We start from the raw sequence: 17160 nt of genomic DNA, 5'->3' as shown, positions 1-17160 counted from the left end.
CGGCAACGCCCTCCGGCTACCCGACTGAGCGCACTCACCGTGAGCCAGGACCCCGACCAGAACTGGGACGACCTCGTCCGGTACTGGGAGGAGATGGAATGGCCCGAGGGCAGCAAGGTGGAGATCATTGAGGGGATCATCACCGTGTCACCTGCTCCCGCATCCCGCCACAACGTGATCGCGGCCCGTATTCAACGCCGCCTCTACTCCGTGATCCCCGAGGATTGGGAGATCTTCCAGACACTGGCGATCGCCGTGCCCTCACGGCTGGGCATGCTCATCCCTGACCTGCTCGTGGCTCCTCTGCAGGAATGCGAGGAGGCAGAATCCCACATCCCGGCTGCCCTGGCCGAACTTGTCGTCGAGGTGACCTCCAAGTCCAACGCCCAGCACGACCGCGTCAGCAAGCCCGCCGCTTACGCCACCGCCGGGATCCCGCTGTACCTGCTGATCGACCGTTGGGCCCCCGGCGGCCCCACCGCCACGCTCTTCGGCGAGCCGAAGGGCGATGTCTACCGCGTACTGAGCGCCGTGAAGTTCGGTGACCCCATCAAGCTGCCGGACCCGTTCGGCGTGACGATCGACACCGGTGAGTTCCCGGTCGATTGACCGTCAGCCCAGCAAGGCGGCGACGGCCACCAGCACCGGCACCGAGATCACCGTCGACAGCAGGATCGAGTCGCGGGCCAGACGTTCGGCGACGCGGTAGCTGGAGGCGTAGGTGTAGAGGTTCTGGGCCGCGGGGAGGGCCGAGGTGACCACCACGTCCAGCAGGGGGGCGCCGCGCAGGCCGAAGACGCCTGCCGCCAGTGCCCACGCCGCCGCGGGCTGGCCGACCGACTTGAGGGCGACCGAGAGGAACACCGGCAGACGGTCGGGCCCCCGGCCGGGCATCGTGCTGCCGCACAGGGAGATACCGAAGGCCAGCAGGACCGCCGGGACCGACATGCCGCCGATCAGGGTCAGGGGGTCCAGGACGGGCGCCGGTATCCGCAGTCCCGTCGCCGACACCGCCACGCCGGCCAGTGAGCCGACCGCGATCGGATTGCGCAGCGGCGTCAGCAGGCGCCGCCACAGGGAGCCCTTCTCACCCCTGCCGGACAGGTCGAGGATCGTCAGGGCGACGGGGGTGACGCCGACGAGCTGGAACAGCAGGACCGGCGCCACGAGCGAGGCGTCGCCCAGCACATACACGGCGATCGGGATGCCGAGGTTGCCGGAGTTGACGTAGCTGGAGCACAGCGCGCCGATCGTCGTACGGCCCACTCCCCAGCGCCTTGCGACACCGACCGCGACGAAGACCCCGGCCGCCGCGGCCGTGCTCAGCGCCGTCACCAGCAGGCGGCTGGAGAAGATCACCGAGAGGTCGGTCTGCGCGAGCGTGGTGAACAGCAGGGCCGGGGACGCCACATGGAAGGCCAGCTTGGTGAGGACCTCGCGGCCGTGCTCGCCGAGGTAGCCGCGCCTGCCGATCGCATAGCCCACCCCGATGACGACCGCGATCACCGCGAATCCCGTCAACACCCCTTGCACGGGGCCTCCTTGGCGGGAACGAGACCGCGGGGTATTCGGGGACGCGCTGATACATGGGGCATACAGCAAACCCTCCGGGGAGGAGGGGACCGGGTCAATGTGATCCCGGTCCGCGGACACCCGGGCGACGCCTCGACGGCAGGACCGGGTCGCGCGCTGCGATGAGTTATCCGCCCCCGTCCGGTCTACCGCTCGTGGACGCCATGACACCCGCTGTACTCGTGCTGGCCGGCCCCGTCACCCGGGACGAGGTGGCGGGGCTGTGCGACGACGTACGGGCCCGGCTGGAGGCCGGCGGGGCGAGAGTCGTGGTGTGCGATGTCGGTGGGCTCGGGCCGCCGGGCCTGGGTGTCGTGGATCTGCTGGCGCGGCTCCAGCTCGCCGCGCGACGGGCCGGGGGACGGATCAGGCTGCGCGACGCGGATCCCGCCCTACACGCCCTCCTGGACCTGGTCGGTCTCCGCTTCGAGGTGGAGGGGGAGCCCGAACAGCGGGAACCAGCGCTTGGTGTCGAGGAAGAAGTGGAACCCGGTGAGCCGGCCGTCTGAGATCTCCAGGACCTGCACCGCCCACGGTGTGTAGCCGCCCGCCTCGGGGTCCGGCTTGTACTGGGCGAAGCCCGGCAGGCCGTTCACCTGGACCGGCACCAGCCGTGAGCCCTCGCAGGCGGAGCCCAGCGTGGTCATGAAGCCGCTGATGTCGTCGTGGCCGGTCAGCCACAGGTCGAACGGCGGCATCGTCATGATGGCGTCCTCGTGCAGCAGGGCCGTCAGCGCCGTCATGTCATAGCCCTCGAAAGCCGCGACATAGCGGTCCAGGAGCTTTCGCTGCTCGTCGTCCAGCGGGTCGGAGACGGTGGCTTCGGCGCCCGGCTGCTGCTGCTCGGCGAGGGTCGCGCGGGCCCGCTGGAGGGCGCTGTTGACCGAGGCGACCGTGGTGCCGAGCAGCTCGGCGACCTCGTTCGCCTTCCAGGCCAGCACCTCGCGCAGGATGAGCACGGCCCGCTGCTTGGGCGGCAGCTGCTGCAGGGCGGCCATGAAGGCGAGCCGCACCGACTCCTTGGCGACCGCGGCCTCCGCCGGGTCATCGGTCGTCGGCAGCACGCGGCTGTCCGGCATCGGCTCCAGCCAGGTGTTGTCCGGGCGGGGTGAGAGCGCCGCCTGGGCCAGCGGTGTCGACTCCGTCAGGTCCATCGGCCGGGCCCGCTTGTTGCCGGCCGTCAGCATGTCCAGGCAGACGTTCGTCGCGATGCGGTACAGCCACGAGCGGAGACTGGAACGCCCCTCGAACTTGTCGTAGCTCCGCCAGGCCCGGACCATCGTGTCCTGCACCGCGTCCTCGGCCTCGAAGGACGAGCCGAGCATGCGGTAGCAGTATCCGGTCAGTTCGACGCGGTGTTTTTCCAGCCTGACATCGAGGTCCGTCGTCTGTGTCGCCGTGCCGTCGCTCATCGTCCACCCACCCCTGCGGCCGTGCTGTGTCGCGCCTTTGCGCCCAGTACTTGGAAGCTACCGCAGCCCACTGACAACGGCCCCCGGAGCGGACGAACACCCAGGTGAGAGGCGTACAAAAGCCGTTCCCCCCGACCGGCCGACCCCGGTCGGGGGGAATGAGGACCGTGCGACTCAGACCGTCGCGAGCCGCTGCTGGGCCCGAGCCGCACGCGTTCCGAGGACGGTGATCGTCACGACGCCGGCCACCGCCAGCAGGCCGACCCCGACCGTGCCGGTCCAGCCGCCCGCGTGGAAGGCGATCGCGCCGATGGTGCTGCCCGCGCTGGAGCCGACGTAGTAGGCCGACTGGTACAGCGCGGCGGCCTGGGCGCGGCCCGTCGTGGCCGTCTTGCTGACCGCCGAGGACGCCACCGCGTGGCCCGCGAAGAAGCCGCCGGTGATCAGGACCAGGCCGAGCAGGACCAGGGGAAGGGAGCCGGCCAGGGACAGCACCAGGCCGGTCGCGGTGGTCGCGCCCGCCGCGTACAGGGCGCCACGGCGACCCAGGCGGCCCACCAGACGGCCCGCCGTCGACGCCGACACCGTGCCGACCAGGTACACCAGGAAGATCGAGCCGACGATGCCCTGGGGCAGCGAGAACGGCGCCTCCGTGAGGCGGTAGCCGATCACCGTGTACACGCCGCCGAACACCGTCATGAACAGCGCGCCGATCGCGTACAGACGGCACAGCAGCGGGTTCGAGAGGTGGTCGCGGACCGTGCGGGCCAGGACCCGCGGGCGCAGCGAGCCCGCCTTGAAGTGGCGCGGCGCCGGGAGCAGCAGACGGAACGCCACCGCGCAGGCCACCGCGAGCGCGCCGATCACGCCGACCGCGACCCGCCAGCCCCACTCCTGGGCGACCCAGCCCGTGATCACCCGGCCGCTCATCCCGCCGATGCTGTTGCCCGCCACGAACAGACCGATCGCCGTGATCAGCGCCCGCGGACGGACCTCCTCGGCCAGATACGCCGTCGCCGACGCCGGCAGACCCGCCAGCGCGGCACCCTGCACAGCCCGCAGTACGACCAGAGTCGTCAGGTTCGGCGCGAAGGGCACCGCCAGCCCGACCGTCACCGCGACCGCCAGCGACGCCGTCATGACCGTACGGCGTCCGAACCGCTCCGACAGCGCGCTCATCGGCAGGACGAAGAGAGCCAGCCCGCCCGTCGCGGCCGCCACCGTCCAGCTCGCCTCGCTCGCCGCCACCCCGAACTCGCCCGAGATCAGCGGGAGCAGGGCCTGCGTGGAGTACAGCAGAGCGAACGTCGCGACGCCGGCGAGGAAGAGGGCGAAGCTCATCCGGCGGTAGCCGGGGCCGCCCGGGGCCATTCGGGAGTCGACGACAGGGACTGCGGGTGCGGCGGCCACGGTGGTGGACGCCCCGGTACTGGCGGGAGACATGCCTCGAAGTTACGTACGGACCTTTTCATCCGTCCAATGCATGGATTCGTCATAATCGTTCCCATGGAGCATCAGCAGAGGTCACAGGCTCGTCTGTCACCGTCCAGTGACACAGAAGACATGACGATGTTGCTCGCCCCGCGCCTGGCCCACTTCGCCGGGGTCGCCCGCACCGAGCACGTCACCCGCGCCGCCCAGGAGATGCGGGTGCCGCAGTCCACGCTCTCGCGCGCCATGGTCCGCCTCGAACAGGACCTGGGCGTCGACCTGTTCGCCCGGCACGGCCGCACGGTCTCGCTGACCCCGGCCGGCCGCACCTTCCTCGTCTCCGTCGAACGTGCCCTCGCCGAGATCGGACGCGCCGCCGAGGAGGTCCGCGCCGACGCCGACCCGGCCACCGGCAAGGTCGCCTTCGGGTTCCTGCACACCATGGGCGCCGAGACGGTACCCGGCCTGATCCACGCATTCCGCGCCGACCACCCCCGCATCCGCTTCAGCCTCGTGCAGAACTACGGCGAGGCGATGATCGAGCGGCTGCGGGCCGGCGAGCTGGACCTGTGCCTGACGTCCCCGGTGCCGGACGCCCCCGACCTGGTGGGTCGCCGCCTGGACGAGCAGAAGCTGCGCCTCGTGGTGCCCGCCGACCACCGCCTGGCCTCACGCAAGCGTGTCCGGCTGGCGGAAGCGGCTGACGAGACGTTCGTGACGCTGGAACCGGGCTATGGCATGCGCCGGATCACCGACGACCTGTGCCAGCAGGCGGGCTTCAAGCCGCGCATCGCCTTCGAGGGGGAGGAGGCGGAGACGCTGCGGGGTCTGGTGGCGGCGGGCCTGGGGGTGGCCCTCCTGCCCCCGCCGGCCGTGCCCCGCCCGGGAGTGGTGGAGCTGACGGTCACGGCTCCGAGAGCGGCCAGGGAGATCGGCGTGGCCTGGCTGGCCGACCGGCCGGACACCCCGCCGGTGGCCGCCTTCAAGAGGTTCCTCCTGTCGAGGAGGGGCAACTTGCTGCCGGCCTAGGGGCGGCGCCGCAAGGGGCGCGGGGAACTGCGCGACAAGCCACGACGGCGCCGCACACACCTACGAACCGAGCACCCCGACGTCGCTACCGCCGCAGCGACTTCCCGAACCCCGAAGCCAGCGGCATCCGCAGCCCCAGCGGCGGCGGAGCCGCGAACGCGTCCGCCAGCGGCCGCGAGAACGCCCTGCCGAACAGCACCCCCATCACGAAGTCCTGGGCCAGCGCCAGGACTTCGTCCCGGTGCTGATGCAGCCCGTGCCGGTCGGAGTGCACCTCGAACCGGCACACGTCCCGGTTCGCCTTCTTCGCCCGCTCCGCCAGCCGGAACGACAGTTCGGGGTCGGTCCGCTCGTCGTTCGTGCCGTGCACGAACAGCACCCGCCGCCCCGCGAGCTGTTTCACCGGTTCGGGTGCCGCCGCCATGTCCTCCTCCGGCAGCCAAGGGGCGATCGCCAGTACGGAGTTGACGGCCTCGTGGCCACCGGCGTGCAGCGCCGCCCGGGCGCCCATGTCGATCCCGACCAGGCACACGGGCACGTCCCCATAGCGCCGTACGGTCTCGTCGGCCGCCCACAACGCGTCGCTCGCGAGGTTCGCGGCAGTGCCGTTCCAGCCCCGGTAGCGGTAGCGGACGACGTGCGTGGCCAGGCCGTCGTCACGTCCCGCCCGCGTCAGCCGACGGCCCAGAGTCCGCACGTAGGAGGTCGCCAACAACGGTGCCGGCTTGCGATGTGAGACCTCGTCACCTCCGGGAAGCAGGAGGACGACCCCGCTCACCGCCGTCGGCTCCGGCCCGATCGCCTTGCCCAGCCGGACCCTGCGCACCGGCGTCGCTTGCTGTGCCATGACAGAACAGTGTCAGAAGCATGGGTGTACGCGACCCGTCCTCGGGGTCACCGTTACGTATCGACGGATTCGTACAAGCGGGAAAATGGGGTGTTCAGCGGGTGATCTACGCGCGTAGGCGTTATGGTGCGGAAATGACGAGCGAGACTGCCCAGAAGGCGAACACCCCGAGTTCGGACCAGATCCGCAGGGCGCCGAAGGTTCTGCTGCACGATCACCTCGACGGCGGGCTCCGCCCCGGCACGATCGTGGAGCTGGCCCGCGAAACGGGCTACGCGCACCTCCCCGAGACCGACCCGGACAAACTCGGCGTCTGGTTCCGGGACGCCGCCGACTCCGGATCCCTGGAGCGGTATCTGGAGACCTTCTCCCACACCGTCGGCGTGATGCAGACCCGCGACGCCCTCGTGCGGGTCGCCCGCGAATGTGCCGAGGACCTCGCCGAGGACGGGGTCGTCTACGCCGAGGTGCGCTACGCCCCCGAGCAGCACCTCGAAGGCGGGCTCACCCTCGAAGAGGTCGTCGAGGCCGTGAACGAGGGCTTCCGCGAGGGCGAGGCCCTCGCGCGTCAGAACGGCCATCGCATCCGCGTGGGCGCCCTGCTCACCGCCATGCGGCACGCCGCCCGCGCGCTGGAGATCGCCGAACTCGCCAACCGCTACCGGGACCTGGGCGTCGTCGGCTTCGACATCGCCGGCGCCGAGGCCGGGCACCCGCCGACCCGGCATCTCGACGCCTTCGAGTACCTCAAGCGCGAGAACAACCACTTCACCATCCACGCCGGCGAGGCCTTCGGACTGCCGTCCATCTGGCAGGCCCTGCAGTGGTGCGGCGCCGACCGGCTGGGGCACGGGGTGCGCATCATCGACGACATCCAGGTGCACGCCGACGGCACCGTGAAGCTCGGCCGGCTCGCCTCGTACGTACGGGACAAGCGCATCCCGCTGGAGCTGTGCCCGAGCTCCAACCTCCAGACGGGGGCCGCCGACTCGTATGCCGCGCACCCCATCGGGCTGCTGCGGCGGCTCCACTTCCGTGCGACGGTGAACACCGACAACCGGCTCATGTCCCACACCAGTATGAGCCGGGAATTCGAGCACCTTGTCGAGGCGTTCGGTTACACGCTCGATGACATGCAGTGGTTCTCCGTCAATGCGATGAAATCATCGTTCATTCCTTTCGATGAACGGCTCGCGATGATCAATGACGTCATCAAGCCCGGATATGCCGAACTGAAGTCCGAGTGGCTGTTCCGGCAGACCTCATCTACCAGCGACTCTGCGGGGGAACAGGGCTGACCTGGGATCCTTCGGTCACACGGAATGCGGGCGGCATTCACAATCCATCCTCATTTCGATGTTTGCGGCCGGGTGCGGGGCGTGTTTACGGTCGAGGACCGCTTACATCCCCGTAACCAATTTTCGAGGACGCATTTCATGAAGCAGTCTGCTGCCAAGACCCTCGGTGTCGCCGCTCTCGGTGCCGCCTTCGCCGCCGCGGGTGCGGGTGCCGCGAACGCCGCGCCGGTCGCGCCGGACGCCGCCGGTTCGGCGCTGGACAACGTCACCCGGACGCTCCCCGCCGAGAACCTCGCCCAGTCGGCGCCCGGCGCGACCGGCGCGGGGCTGGCCCAGGGGCAGGAGGCGCTGGCCACCGGGCTGTCGGCCGCGCAGCCGGCCGCCGAGCAGGCCGTGGCCGGCGGGCCGACCGGCGTGGTCGCCGGGCTGCTCGGTGGGCTGCCGGTGCAGGGGGCGCCGACCGAGGGGCTGCCGGTTCAGGGTCTGCCGGTGCAGGGGCTGCCCACTCAGGGGCTGCCGGTGAACGGCCTTCCGCTCGGCTGAGTTCGGTCCGGCCGGGTGTCGGATCGGTCGGAACTCGCAGCTGGGGCGCACCCTTTGGTAGGGGGTGCGCCCCAGCGGCTTTGTGCGTGGAGGCGGAGATGGGGGAGGTGGAGATGGTGGTGGAGGGGGTTATCTACCAGGCCGTGCGGGTCTTGCTCTCCGAGGGGAGGAGGATCCACATCGCTATGTAGAGCAGGAACTGCGGGCCCGGGAGCAGGCAGGAGACCAGGAAGATCACGCGCATCGTCGTCGCGGAGGTGCCGAAGCGTCGTGCCAGCGCGGCGCACACTCCGCCGATCATGCGGCCGTTGGTGGGTCGGGCGAGCGCGGTCATGGTGCGGCTCCTTCGCGAGCGTCGGTCGAAGGCCTTCCTAGTGGGGCCTTTCGAGTGGGTGCCTCATCTGACATCCACGCTACGCAGACGAACCGGGCAAAGCGTCACTCTATGGAGCTATACCGACCCTGGGAATCGTCGGGGTACGACCCTGAGAGGGCTCATCCTGGGGGGTGGTGGCCCGGTCGGCGCGCTCGGACCTGCGGCGTAGGTGGATGCGGGCCGCCGGGACGATCGCCGCGTGGGTGAGGGCCACGCCGAGGGTGTTGAGGAGCAGCGAGTCGACGTCCACGACCTGGCCGGGGACGCCGGTTTGCAGCAGCTCTATGCCGAGGGAGATGAGGGCGCCTGCGGCTACCGTGCGGACCAGGGAGCCGAGGGGGGAGGCGGTGAGGCTGCCGTGTGCCGTCGGGATGAGGAGGCCGAGGGGGGCGAGGAGGGCCAGGCCCTCGGCGATGCGGCGGGCTCCCTCCTGCCAGCCGAGGGCGAGGTCGGCTCTGATGCCGGCGAAGGGGTGCAGGTTGGCGGGGGTGACCCAGGGGACGTCCAGGGGGCGCAGGGTGAGCCAGGCGACGAACGCGAGGTGTGCGACCAGGAGGACGCCTCCCGTCACACGGATGCGGATCGCGGCGCTGCCGCCGATGGAGCCTTGACGCTGCACGCCCCCCAAGACGCGCCCCCCGGCGGGATCGGTTCCGGGGTGGGGGCTTGTGGGGTGAGGTGTCTGCCACATGGGGGCTGGCGTGTGATGCCTGCGGCGGCCCGCTTGTGTGAGTGGGGGTGTGTGTAGCGCCTGCGGTGGTGGGGTGGGTCGGGGCCGTGCCGGGGGGTGTCCGTCCTCGGTCGGGCGGTTGCTCTTCTCAGGAGGGTGCTCTGCGTTGACGCCCGCCGCTGCGGGCGGACACCCCCCGGCACGTCCCCCTGCCGCCGTACGCGGCTGGGCTGCAACCCCCTGTCCTTCAGGGGCGCGGGGAACTGCGCGAACGGTCGTGACGGCCGCGGCCACGTCGTGACACAGGCCCACTGCAACCCCCTGCCTTCAGGGGCGCGGGGAACTGCGCGACCGGCCACGGCGCAGCCGCAGTCGACGTCCGGGCGTCAGCCGTCTGTGACTTCGGTGGACGGGGGCTCGTTGCTGCCCGGTCTTGTGCGGACCTCGTCCGTGCACTCGTAGCGGCGTGGGGAGGCGGGGGTGGGGCCGCCCAGGATTACCGAGCCGTCGCCCTCCGCCGCTGAGGAGTCGGAGAAGGTGCAGACGATCTGGGCCAGGGCGTACGACGTGAGGTCGTTGGGGGGTGTGCTCAGGCGCAGGGTCTCGTCGGGGTCGTCGGGGCGTGGGCCGGTGACTCCCATGGCGCCTCGGACGTCCGTGGTGTAGCCGGCCTCCTTCTCGGCGGTCGACGGGGTCGCCTCCAGTTCGTCCAGGAGGCCCTGGGCCACCAGGACGCGGCGGGCGGAGTCCGCCGTGCCGTCGGGGACGCGTACGGTGCGGTCCACCGCGACCAGTTGTGAGCCGCACAGGAGGAACACCTGGACCGGCAGGCCGCGCTCGGCCTGTGTCGAGATGTTCGGTTCCGATAGTGAGCAGTGAACGCGGGAAGGGGCGGGACCGAAGTCGGTCGGGACCTCCGTGGAGCGTATGCCGCATGCCGTGAGGACGGTGGCGGAGAGGGCGGTGAGGGCCAGGAGACGGCGGGTGTGCATTACGCGTCTCCCTTCTTCTCGTCGTCCGTGCGGCCGGTCAGGTCCCTGGGCAGGCGCAGGGTGAAGACCGCGCCGCCCTCGGGGGAGTTGGCGGCCGTGATCTCGCCGCCGTGGATGTGGGCGTTCTCCAGGGCGATGGAGAGGCCGAGGCCGCTGCCCTCGGAGCGGGGGCGGGAGGCGCTGGCCTTGTAGAAGCGGTCGAAGACGTGCGGGAGGACGTCCTCGGGGATGCCGGGGCCGTGGTCGCGTACGTCGATCACGACAGAGTCGTCCTCCACCCGGACGGTGACGCGGACCGGTGAACCGCCGTGCTTGAGGGCGTTGCCGATCAGGTTGGCCAGGATGACGTCGAGGCGGCGGGGGTCGAGGCGGGCCATGATGCCGCGCTCGGCGTCCAGGTCGACCGCGTCCAGCCAGGCGCGGGCGTCGATGCAGGCCGTGATCTGGTCGGCGATGTCCACGTGGTCGAGGACCAGGCGGGCCGTGCCCGCGTCGAAGCGGGTGACTTCCATGAGGTTCTCGACCAGGTCGTTCAGGCGGCGGGTCTCGCTGACCACGAGGCGTACGGCCGGCTCGATCATGGGGTCCATGGAGCCGGACTCCGCCTCCAGCTCTTCTTCGAGGACCTCGGTCACGGCCGTGATCGCCGTGAGGGGGGTCCGGAGTTCGTGCGACATGTCGGCCACGAAACGGCGCGACGACTCGTCCCGGGACGCCATGTCGGCGACCCGCTTCTCCAGCGCGGCGGCCGCGTTGTTGAACGTCCGGGACAGGTCGGCCAGTTCGTCCGTGCCCGACACGCGCAGGCGGGTGTCCAGCTTGCCCTCGCCGAGGCGGCGGGCGGCGACACCGAGGCGCTGCACGGGCTTGAGTACGGTCGTGGCGGCGGCCTGCGCGAGCAGCGCGGAGCCGATCAGGGCCAGGCCGGTGGCGATGCCGAGGGACCAGGCCAGGGAATTGAGGTCCTTCGCCTCCTGCTCCAGGGACTTCAGCATGTAGCCGGTCGGACCGCCGCCGTTGACCTTGGTGCCGGCGATCAGATACGGGGTGTCGTCCTCCACTATCCGCTGCCAGTACAGGTGGTACTCCGACGGGGAGGAGGAACTGGTCTGCTGCTTCTCGCTCACCGCGGTGCGCAGGGACTTCGGTACGTCCGCGAGGGTGAAGCCGTCCAGGCCGCCGGAGCTGCCGTAGGCGGGAGCGCCGTCGGCGTCCTGGGCGACGAGGAGCACGCTGAAGCGCTGGCTGCTGTTGGCCATCTGGCCGGCGGTGTGCTGGAGTTCGTCCTGGGTCGGGTTCTCGGGCAGCAGGCCCGCGCGGTTCTGCATCTCCTGCTCGAAGTCGCGCAACACCGCGTCCTGGGTGCGGGTCAGCACCGCCTCGCGGTTGAGCCAGTAGGCGATGCCGGACGCGGACACGGCGGCCGTGAGTGCGACGAGGCCGAAGACCACCACGAGCCGCAGGCGCAGGCTCGTGAAACGCAGCCTCGACCACACTCCCTTGCGAGCCGCGACCCAGCCGCGGAACCCCCCTTGCGCTTCTGTCACTGAGGCGCGTCCAGGCGGTAGCCGACACCACGGACGGTACGGATGAGCGTGGGGGAGGACGGGACGTCCTCGACCTTGGCGCGCAGGCGCTGGACGCAGGCGTCGACGAGGCGGGAGTCGCCGAGGTAGTCGTGCTCCCAGACGAGGCGCAGCAGCTGCTGGCGGGACAGGGCCTGGCCCGGGCGGCGGCTCAGTTCGAGCAGCAGGCGCAGCTCGGTCGGGGTGAGCTGGAGATCCTCGCCGTTCTTGGTGACGGTCATGGCCGCGCGGTCGATGACCAGGCTGCCGAAGGCCGCCGCGTCGTTCGACTCCCGCTCCCCGCGCCGCAGCACGGCTCGGATCCGGGCGTCGAGGACGCGCCCCTGGACGGGTTTGACGACGTAGTCGTCGGCACCGGACTCCAGTCCGACCACCACGTCGATGTCGTCGCTGCGCGCGGTCAGCAGGATGATCGGCAGCTGGTCCGTGCGCCGGATGCGCCGGCACACCTCGAACCCGTCGATGCCGGGCAGCATCACGTCCAGCACGATCAGGTCGGGCCGCTGTTCACGCAGCAGTTTGAGACCGTCCTCGCCGGTGGCAGCGGTGGCCACACGGTGTCCCTGGCGCGTCAGTGAGAGCTCCAGGGCCGTACGGATGGCGTCGTCGTCCTCGATCAGCAACAGGGAAGGCACGGGGGTCATTCTGGCCCATGCGGGGGTGGTCTTTCGACTCCTGTACGAGCAGTAGGGATACGTGCGCGTAGCGCTGCTGACTGTGCGCGCGCTGTGGCGACGCTGGGGGCGAGCTCTGGCACAGGCCCCTGTGACAGCTCTGTGACAGTCGGCGGACACGGCCATGAAAGTGCCCGGGCAAGCTTTTCGGCACAGGCAGGACAGCAGGACGCAGGACAGCAAGCAGTACCGAGCAGAACACCGGAAGTCCACGACGGGGGGCGCGAGATGAACACGCTGCACGGCACCAGCACCAGCGCAGTGATCACGCGTCTGCACGACGTGAACGGGGGCCGGGGTTCGGAGAAGTCCGGTGCCGTGAGCGGGCGGGGGTGCGCTCGCGGCACCGGGCGTCAGCACACCGCGTACATGACGGTGGTTGACGGTTTCACGGGGGAACCGCACGGGGGAGCCGCGTACAGGGAGGACTCGGGGGAGCGTCGTCGCTCGCTGTCGGAGGCGGAGTTCACCGCCTACGTCCAGGAGCGCCGCGCCTCCCTGTACGCAACCGCCTACCACCTGACCGGTGACCGCTTCGAGGCCGAGGACCTGCTGCAGAGCGCGCTGTTCTCGACGTACAAGGCATGGGACCGGATCAGCGACAAGGCGGCCGTCGGGGGTTACCTGCGGCGGACGATGACCAACCTGCACATCAGCGCGTGGCGCCGCCGCAAGCTGAACGAGTACCCGACCGAGGAACTGCCGGAGACGCCCGGTGACACGGACGCGATGCGCGGCACCGAACTGCGCGCGGTCCTGTGGCAGGCGCTGGCCCGGCTGCCCGAACTCCAGCGGACGATGCTGGTCCTTCGTTACTACGAGGGCCGCACCGACCCGGAGATCGCGGACATCCTCGACATCAGTGTCGGCACGGTGAAGTCCAGTATCTGGCGGTCGCTCCGCCGGCTGCGCGAGGACGAGGTCCTCAGCTTCGGCCGTGACGAGGAGGACGCCTTCGGGGAGCTTGTCGCCTGAAGGTCCGGGGGGACCGCGGGGGAGCGGTAACAAGTGGGGGGACCACGGGGGCTGGGGGGCCAACGGGGGACCCGCCGAGGGGGGAAGCACGGGGGAACGGGGGGTGCTCCGCCACGGGGGACGTGGGCGGAGCACAACGTGAGCGGGGCTGGAGGGCCGGGGGGTCCGTCCAGTCCCGCTTCGCTGTGTCCCCTCAGCGGGCCTTCATCAAGGTCGCCTCGGCGGGCGTGTCGCCCACGGCGATGGCGACGGCCGGATCCGTCCCCTCGACCTCGTACGCGCTCACCCGGTGTGCGGCGACGGTGTCGCCGGGGTCGTTCGGGGTGTCGTCGCACGCCGGGACGGTGGCGGTGCCCAGCTTCTCGCCGACGGTGAAGTCGCCCTCGCCGGTGTCCAGGTAGGTCCGGTCGGCGTACGTCACCACATACGCGCAGGAGGCCGCGGCGGCGCCGTCGGGCTCCGCGGCGCCCCCTTCGGCGCAGCCGGCGGCAGTCAGGACGAGCAGGACGGCCGGGAGCAGTCGTCGGGCGGTTCGGGGCGCGTCGGGTATCGGCTTGCTTCCCCACGGGGACACAGGAGCGTTCTTCACGGTCCTACGACGGTGTGGGTGCCTGCTTCGTTCAGGCGGCGGGTGTGGCGGTCGGGCAGCGGCCCGAGGCGGCGGCCGTGAGGCGGACCAGGGCCTCGTCGCGGTCGCAGGCGTGGGCGCCCAGCGAGGTCTGGTGGGCGATGATCGAGCGCTCCAGGCGCATCAGGCGCCAGCCGCGGCGCAGGAGGAAGGGCACCGACTTGCGGCCCTCCTTGAGGTCGCGGACGAAGCGGCGGCGGAAGGTCTTCACCGGGCCCCGGCTCAGGCACAGCGCGTCGGCCAGGACGCCGAGTTCACGGCAGCGGTTCACGATCTCGGCCGCGAAGATGCCCTCCGCGATGAACAGCGGGGTGCGGCCGATGTCGACGGACTCGGCGCCGGTGCGGGCGCTCAGCGAGATGTCGTACAGCGGCACGTCCGTGCGGCCCGTACGGCACAGCTCGGTGATCGCCGTGACGGCCGTGTCGGCGTCCCAGGAGCCGGGGTGGTCCCAGTCGATGTCGGAGCTCCCCGGGACCAGGGGCAGGGTCGGGTCGTCGCCCTCTTTGTAGAAGTCGTCGAGCCGCAGGACCGGAAGGCCGGAGCGGGCGGCGAGAAGGGACTTGCCGGAGCCGGAAGGGCCGCAGAGCAGCACGACTCGCGTCGGTATGGGCGAAGGGGAACTCACGGGACACCAGTGTGAGGCATCGCAGGGCCCCTGAACGACCCGGCGGACCGCGTTTGATGCGCGGATCACACCTCGACTGCACGTGGCGTTCACCCGGCCACCCGTGCCCGCGCACGGCAGAGAGCCGCGCCTCCCCGGGACGGCGGGAAAGCGCGGCTCTCCGGTCTGTGAGCCTGTCTCAGTACGACGAGCCGGACGCGCCCAGCGAACCCGTCGGGTGCCAGACCGTCTTGGTCTCCAGGAACGCCGTCATGCGGTCGATGCCCGGAGCGGCCGTGTAATCCACAGGCTGTGGACGCAGGACGCGCTTGAGGTTGTCGGCCGCCGCGATCTCCAGCTCCTTGGCCAGGTCGTCGTCGGCGCCGGCCAGGTCGATCGCGTTGACGTCCTGGTGGGCGGCGAGCGGCGTGGCGATCTCCGCCGTACGGCCCGACAGGACGTTGACGACTCCGCCCGGCAGGTCGGACGTGGCCAGGACCTCGCCCAGGGACAGGGCGGGCAGCGGTGACTTCTCCGACGCCACCACGATCGCCGTGTTGCCCGTCGCGATCACCGGGGCGACGACCGAGACCAGGCCCAGGAAGGACGATTCCTGCGGGGCCACGATCGCGACGACGCCCGTCGGCTCGGGGGAGGAGAGGTTGAAGAACGGACCCGCCACCGGGTTGCCGCCGCCCACGACCTGGGCGATCTTGTCCGTCCAGCCCGCGTACCAGACCCAGCGGTCGATCGCCGCGTCGACCTGCGCCGCCGCCTTCGACTTCGACAGGCCCTCGGCGTCGGCGACTTCACGGACGTACTGCTCGCGCCGGCCCTCCAGCATCTCCGCGACGCGGTAGAGGATCTGGCCGCGGTTGTAGGCGGTCGCGCCGGACCAGCCGCCGAACGCCTTGCGCGCGGCGACGACGGCGTCACGGGCGTCCTTGCGGGAGGAGAGGGGCGCGTTCGCGAGCCACTTGCCCTTGGAGTCGGTCACCTCGTACACCCGGCCGCTCTCGGAACGCGGGAACTTCCCGCCGACGTACAGCTTGTAGGTCTTGAAGACGGAGAGTCGGGTCGTGTCAGACATCGAGGTACGCCTCCAGGCCGTGGCGGCCGCCCTCGCGGCCGAAGCCCGACTCCTTGTAGCCGCCGAACGGCGAGGTCGGGTCGAACTTGTTGAACGTGTTGGACCAGACGACACCGGCCCGGAGCTTGTTCGCCACGGCGAGGATCCGCGAGCCCTTCTCGGTCCAGATGCCCGCCGACAGGCCGTACGGGGTGTTGTTGGCCTTGGCGACGGCCTCGTCCGGGGTGCGGAAGGTCAGGACCGACAGGACAGGGCCGAAGACCTCGTCGCGGGCGATGCGGTGCGCCTGGGTGACGTTCGTGAACAGCGTCGGGGCGAACCAGTAGCCGCTCTCCGGGATGTCACAGACCGGCGACCAGCGCTCGGCGCCCTCCGCCTCGCCCTGCTCGACGAGCGAGGTGATGCGGGTCAGCTGCTCCTCGGAGTTGATCGCGCCGATGTCGGTGTTCTTGTCCAGCGGGTCGCCGAGGCGGAGCGTGGACAGGCGGCGCTTGAGGGAGTCCAGCAGCTCGTCCTGGATCGACTCCTGGACCAGCAGGCGGCTGCCCGCGCAGCAGACCTGGCCCTGATTGAAGAAGATGCCGTTGACGATGCCCTCGACGGCCTGGTCGATCGGGGCGTCGTCGAAGACGATGTTGGCGCCCTTGCCGCCGAGCTCCAGGGTGACCTTCTTGCGGGTGCCGGCGATCGTGCGGGCGATCTCCTTGCCGACGGCCGTGGAGCCGGTGAAGGCGACCTTGTTGACGTCCGGGTGCGCGACGACCGCGGCGCCCGCGTCGCCGTATCCGGGAAGGATGTTGACGACGCCCTTGGGCAGGCCCGCCTGGCGGCAGATGTCGGCGAAGAAGAGCGCGGAGAGGGGGGTCGTCTCGGCGGGCTTCAGGACGACCGTGTTGCCGGTCGCGAGCGCCGGGGCGATCTTCCACGCCAGCATCAGCAGCGGGAAGTTCCAGGGGATGACCTGGCCCGCGACGCCCAGCGGGCGCGGGTCGGCGCCGAAGCCGGCGTGGTCGAGCTTGTCGGCCCAGCCCGCGTAGTAGAAGAAGTGCGCGGCGACCAGCGGGAGGTCCGCGTCGCGGGTCTCCTTGATCGGCTTGCCGTTGTCCAGGGTCTCCAGGACGGCCAGCTCACGGCTGCGCTCCTGGATGATCCGGGCGATGCGGAAGAGGTACTTCGCGCGCTCGGAGCCCGGCAGCGCCGACCACTTCTCGAACGCCTTGCGGGCGGCCTTCACGGCACGGTCCACGTCCGCCTCGCCGGCCTGGGCGATCTCGGCGAGGACCTCCTCGGTGGACGGCGAGACGGTCTTGAAGACCTTGCCGTCGGCCGCCTCCACGAACTCGCCGTCGATGAAGAGGCCGTACGACGGCGCGATGTCGACGATCGAGCGGGACTCGGGGGCCGGTGCGTATTCGAATACCGATGCCATG

General features: G+C 70.7%; 19 protein-coding genes. 6 read left to right on the top strand and 13 right to left on the bottom strand.

Annotation, left to right across the window (positions count from 1 at the left end):
* The first annotated feature begins 24 nt into the window (after nucleotides 1-24).
* Nucleotides 25-609, top strand: a complete 585-nt coding sequence (locus tag ACFPQ9_RS15565) for a Uma2 family endonuclease (RefSeq protein WP_380853910.1) — start codon at nucleotides 25-27, stop codon at nucleotides 607-609.
* Nucleotides 610-612: 3 nt separating this feature from the next.
* Here the strand turns inward: ACFPQ9_RS15565 and ACFPQ9_RS15560 are convergent, their stop codons facing one another.
* On the bottom strand, nucleotides 613-1533 hold the full coding sequence (locus ACFPQ9_RS15560) for an AEC family transporter (protein WP_380853039.1): 921 nt from the start codon (nucleotides 1531-1533) through the stop codon (nucleotides 613-615).
* A gap of 161 nt (nucleotides 1534-1694) precedes the next feature.
* Here ACFPQ9_RS15560 and ACFPQ9_RS15555 point away from each other — a divergent pair, with 161 nt between their 5' ends.
* Nucleotides 1695-2081, top strand: a complete 387-nt coding sequence (locus tag ACFPQ9_RS15555) for an STAS domain-containing protein (protein ID WP_380853037.1) — start codon at nucleotides 1695-1697, stop codon at nucleotides 2079-2081.
* Here the strand turns inward: ACFPQ9_RS15555 and ACFPQ9_RS15550 are convergent.
* Together ACFPQ9_RS15550 and ACFPQ9_RS15545 are read right to left on the bottom strand one after the other, a co-directional pair.
* On the bottom strand, nucleotides 1965-2984 hold the full coding sequence (locus ACFPQ9_RS15550; protein ID WP_380853035.1) for a sigma-70 family RNA polymerase sigma factor: 1020 nt from the start codon (nucleotides 2982-2984) through the stop codon (nucleotides 1965-1967). The two genes, ACFPQ9_RS15555 and ACFPQ9_RS15550, sit on opposite strands and share 117 nt — an antisense overlap.
* Nucleotides 2985-3158: 174 nt before the next feature.
* Entirely contained in the window at nucleotides 3159-4427 is a 1269-nt protein-coding gene (locus ACFPQ9_RS15545; RefSeq protein WP_380853034.1) for an MFS transporter, read from the bottom strand.
* A gap of 63 nt (nucleotides 4428-4490) precedes the next feature.
* Between ACFPQ9_RS15545 and ACFPQ9_RS15540 the strand changes: the two genes are divergently transcribed.
* Nucleotides 4491-5444: a LysR family transcriptional regulator gene (locus tag ACFPQ9_RS15540; RefSeq protein ID WP_380853032.1), complete on the top strand. Its 954-nt coding sequence runs from the start codon at nucleotides 4491-4493 to the stop codon at nucleotides 5442-5444.
* An 85-nt stretch (nucleotides 5445-5529) separates the two neighbouring features.
* On the opposite strand, the gene ACFPQ9_RS15535 is transcribed toward ACFPQ9_RS15540, so the two are convergent.
* Nucleotides 5530-6291, bottom strand: a complete 762-nt coding sequence (locus ACFPQ9_RS15535; RefSeq protein ID WP_380853031.1) for an alpha/beta hydrolase — start codon at nucleotides 6289-6291, stop codon at nucleotides 5530-5532.
* A 134-nt stretch (nucleotides 6292-6425) separates the two neighbouring features.
* Here ACFPQ9_RS15535 and ACFPQ9_RS15530 point away from each other — a divergent pair, with 134 nt between their 5' ends.
* Both ACFPQ9_RS15530 and ACFPQ9_RS15525 read left to right on the top strand, forming a co-directional pair.
* Nucleotides 6426-7589, top strand: coding sequence for an adenosine deaminase (locus tag ACFPQ9_RS15530; RefSeq protein ID WP_380853029.1), 1164 nt, complete (start codon nucleotides 6426-6428; stop codon nucleotides 7587-7589).
* Nucleotides 7590-7727: 138 nt separating this feature from the next.
* Nucleotides 7728-8132 carry an ATP-binding protein gene (locus ACFPQ9_RS15525; RefSeq protein WP_380853027.1) on the top strand — a complete coding sequence of 135 codons (405 nt, stop codon included), beginning with the start codon at nucleotides 7728-7730 and terminating at the stop codon, nucleotides 8130-8132.
* A gap of 133 nt (nucleotides 8133-8265) precedes the next feature.
* Here ACFPQ9_RS15525 and ACFPQ9_RS15520 read toward each other — a convergent pair whose 3' ends face one another.
* The 5 genes from ACFPQ9_RS15520 to afsQ1 form a co-directional block, all read right to left on the bottom strand.
* A complete protein-coding gene (locus ACFPQ9_RS15520) occupies nucleotides 8266-8466 on the bottom strand; it encodes a PspC domain-containing protein (protein ID WP_380853025.1) in 201 nt (66 codons plus the stop codon).
* A gap of 109 nt (nucleotides 8467-8575) precedes the next feature.
* Nucleotides 8576-9127: a VanZ family protein gene (locus ACFPQ9_RS15515; RefSeq protein WP_380853023.1), complete on the bottom strand. Its 552-nt coding sequence runs from the start codon at nucleotides 9125-9127 to the stop codon at nucleotides 8576-8578.
* Nucleotides 9128-9564: 437 nt separating this feature from the next.
* Entirely contained in the window at nucleotides 9565-10170 is a 606-nt protein-coding gene (locus ACFPQ9_RS15510) for a hypothetical protein (RefSeq protein ID WP_380853021.1), read from the bottom strand.
* A complete protein-coding gene (locus tag ACFPQ9_RS15505; protein WP_380853019.1) occupies nucleotides 10170-11717 on the bottom strand; it encodes an ATP-binding protein in 1548 nt (515 codons plus the stop codon). The genes ACFPQ9_RS15510 and ACFPQ9_RS15505 overlap by 1 nt, the downstream gene beginning before the upstream one ends.
* Nucleotides 11714-12391, bottom strand: coding sequence for a two-component system response regulator AfsQ1 (gene afsQ1 / locus ACFPQ9_RS15500; RefSeq protein WP_041819431.1), 678 nt, complete (start codon nucleotides 12389-12391; stop codon nucleotides 11714-11716). Before afsQ1 ends, ACFPQ9_RS15505 begins: the two co-directional genes overlap by 4 nt.
* A gap of 267 nt (nucleotides 12392-12658) precedes the next feature.
* On the opposite strand from afsQ1, the gene ACFPQ9_RS15495 reads away from it, so the two are divergent.
* Entirely contained in the window at nucleotides 12659-13405 is a 747-nt protein-coding gene (locus ACFPQ9_RS15495; RefSeq protein ID WP_272112889.1) for a SigE family RNA polymerase sigma factor, read from the top strand.
* Nucleotides 13406-13598: 193 nt separating this feature from the next.
* Here the strand turns inward: ACFPQ9_RS15495 and ACFPQ9_RS15490 are convergent, their stop codons facing one another.
* The 4 genes from ACFPQ9_RS15490 to ACFPQ9_RS15475 all read right to left on the bottom strand — a co-directional run bounded on the left by ACFPQ9_RS15490 (nucleotide 13599) and on the right by ACFPQ9_RS15475 (nucleotide 17159).
* Complete coding sequence (locus tag ACFPQ9_RS15490) at nucleotides 13599-13994, bottom strand: DUF6281 family protein (RefSeq protein ID WP_380853016.1); 396 nt, start codon at nucleotides 13992-13994, stop codon at nucleotides 13599-13601.
* A 31-nt stretch (nucleotides 13995-14025) separates the two neighbouring features.
* Nucleotides 14026-14661 carry a uridine kinase family protein gene (locus tag ACFPQ9_RS15485; protein ID WP_380853014.1) on the bottom strand — a complete coding sequence of 212 codons (636 nt, stop codon included), beginning with the start codon at nucleotides 14659-14661 and terminating at the stop codon, nucleotides 14026-14028.
* A 178-nt stretch (nucleotides 14662-14839) separates the two neighbouring features.
* On the bottom strand, nucleotides 14840-15730 hold the full coding sequence (locus ACFPQ9_RS15480) for an aldehyde dehydrogenase family protein (protein ID WP_380853012.1): 891 nt from the start codon (nucleotides 15728-15730) through the stop codon (nucleotides 14840-14842).
* Entirely contained in the window at nucleotides 15723-17159 is a 1437-nt protein-coding gene (locus ACFPQ9_RS15475; protein ID WP_380853010.1) for an aldehyde dehydrogenase family protein, read from the bottom strand. The genes ACFPQ9_RS15480 and ACFPQ9_RS15475 overlap by 8 nt, the downstream gene beginning before the upstream one ends.
* Nucleotide 17160: the final 1 nt, after the last annotated feature.

The sequence above is a fragment of the Streptomyces coerulescens genome (assembly GCF_042657965.1).
GTDB lineage: Bacteria > Actinomycetota > Actinomycetes > Streptomycetales > Streptomycetaceae > Streptomyces > Streptomyces coerulescens.
Note: the sequence above shows the minus strand (reverse complement) of the source record. Positions and strands in the feature narration are given on the sequence as shown.

Excerpts from the sequence above, each read along its gene's own strand:
- ACFPQ9_RS15555 (WP_380853037.1), top strand. The coding sequence starts at position 1,695 with ATGAGTTATCCGCCCCCGTCCGGTCTACCGCTCGTGGACGCCATGACA.
- ACFPQ9_RS15550 (WP_380853035.1), bottom strand. The coding sequence starts at position 2,984 with ATGAGCGACGGCACGGCGACACAGACGACGGACCTCGATGTCAGGCTG.
- ACFPQ9_RS15545 (WP_380853034.1), bottom strand. The coding sequence starts at position 4,427 with ATGTCTCCCGCCAGTACCGGGGCGTCCACCACCGTGGCCGCCGCACCC.
- ACFPQ9_RS15540 (WP_380853032.1), top strand. The coding sequence starts at position 4,491 with ATGGAGCATCAGCAGAGGTCACAGGCTCGTCTGTCACCGTCCAGTGAC.
- ACFPQ9_RS15535 (WP_380853031.1), bottom strand. The coding sequence starts at position 6,291 with ATGGCACAGCAAGCGACGCCGGTGCGCAGGGTCCGGCTGGGCAAGGCG.
- ACFPQ9_RS15530 (WP_380853029.1), top strand. The coding sequence starts at position 6,426 with ATGACGAGCGAGACTGCCCAGAAGGCGAACACCCCGAGTTCGGACCAG.
- ACFPQ9_RS15525 (WP_380853027.1), top strand. The coding sequence starts at position 7,728 with ATGAAGCAGTCTGCTGCCAAGACCCTCGGTGTCGCCGCTCTCGGTGCC.
- ACFPQ9_RS15520 (WP_380853025.1), bottom strand. The coding sequence starts at position 8,466 with ATGACCGCGCTCGCCCGACCCACCAACGGCCGCATGATCGGCGGAGTG.
- ACFPQ9_RS15510 (WP_380853021.1), bottom strand. The coding sequence starts at position 10,170 with ATGCACACCCGCCGTCTCCTGGCCCTCACCGCCCTCTCCGCCACCGTC.
- ACFPQ9_RS15495 (WP_272112889.1), top strand. The coding sequence starts at position 12,659 with ATGAACACGCTGCACGGCACCAGCACCAGCGCAGTGATCACGCGTCTG.
- ACFPQ9_RS15480 (WP_380853012.1), bottom strand. The coding sequence starts at position 15,730 with ATGTCTGACACGACCCGACTCTCCGTCTTCAAGACCTACAAGCTGTAC.
- ACFPQ9_RS15475 (WP_380853010.1), bottom strand. The coding sequence starts at position 17,159 with ATGGCATCGGTATTCGAATACGCACCGGCCCCCGAGTCCCGCTCGATC.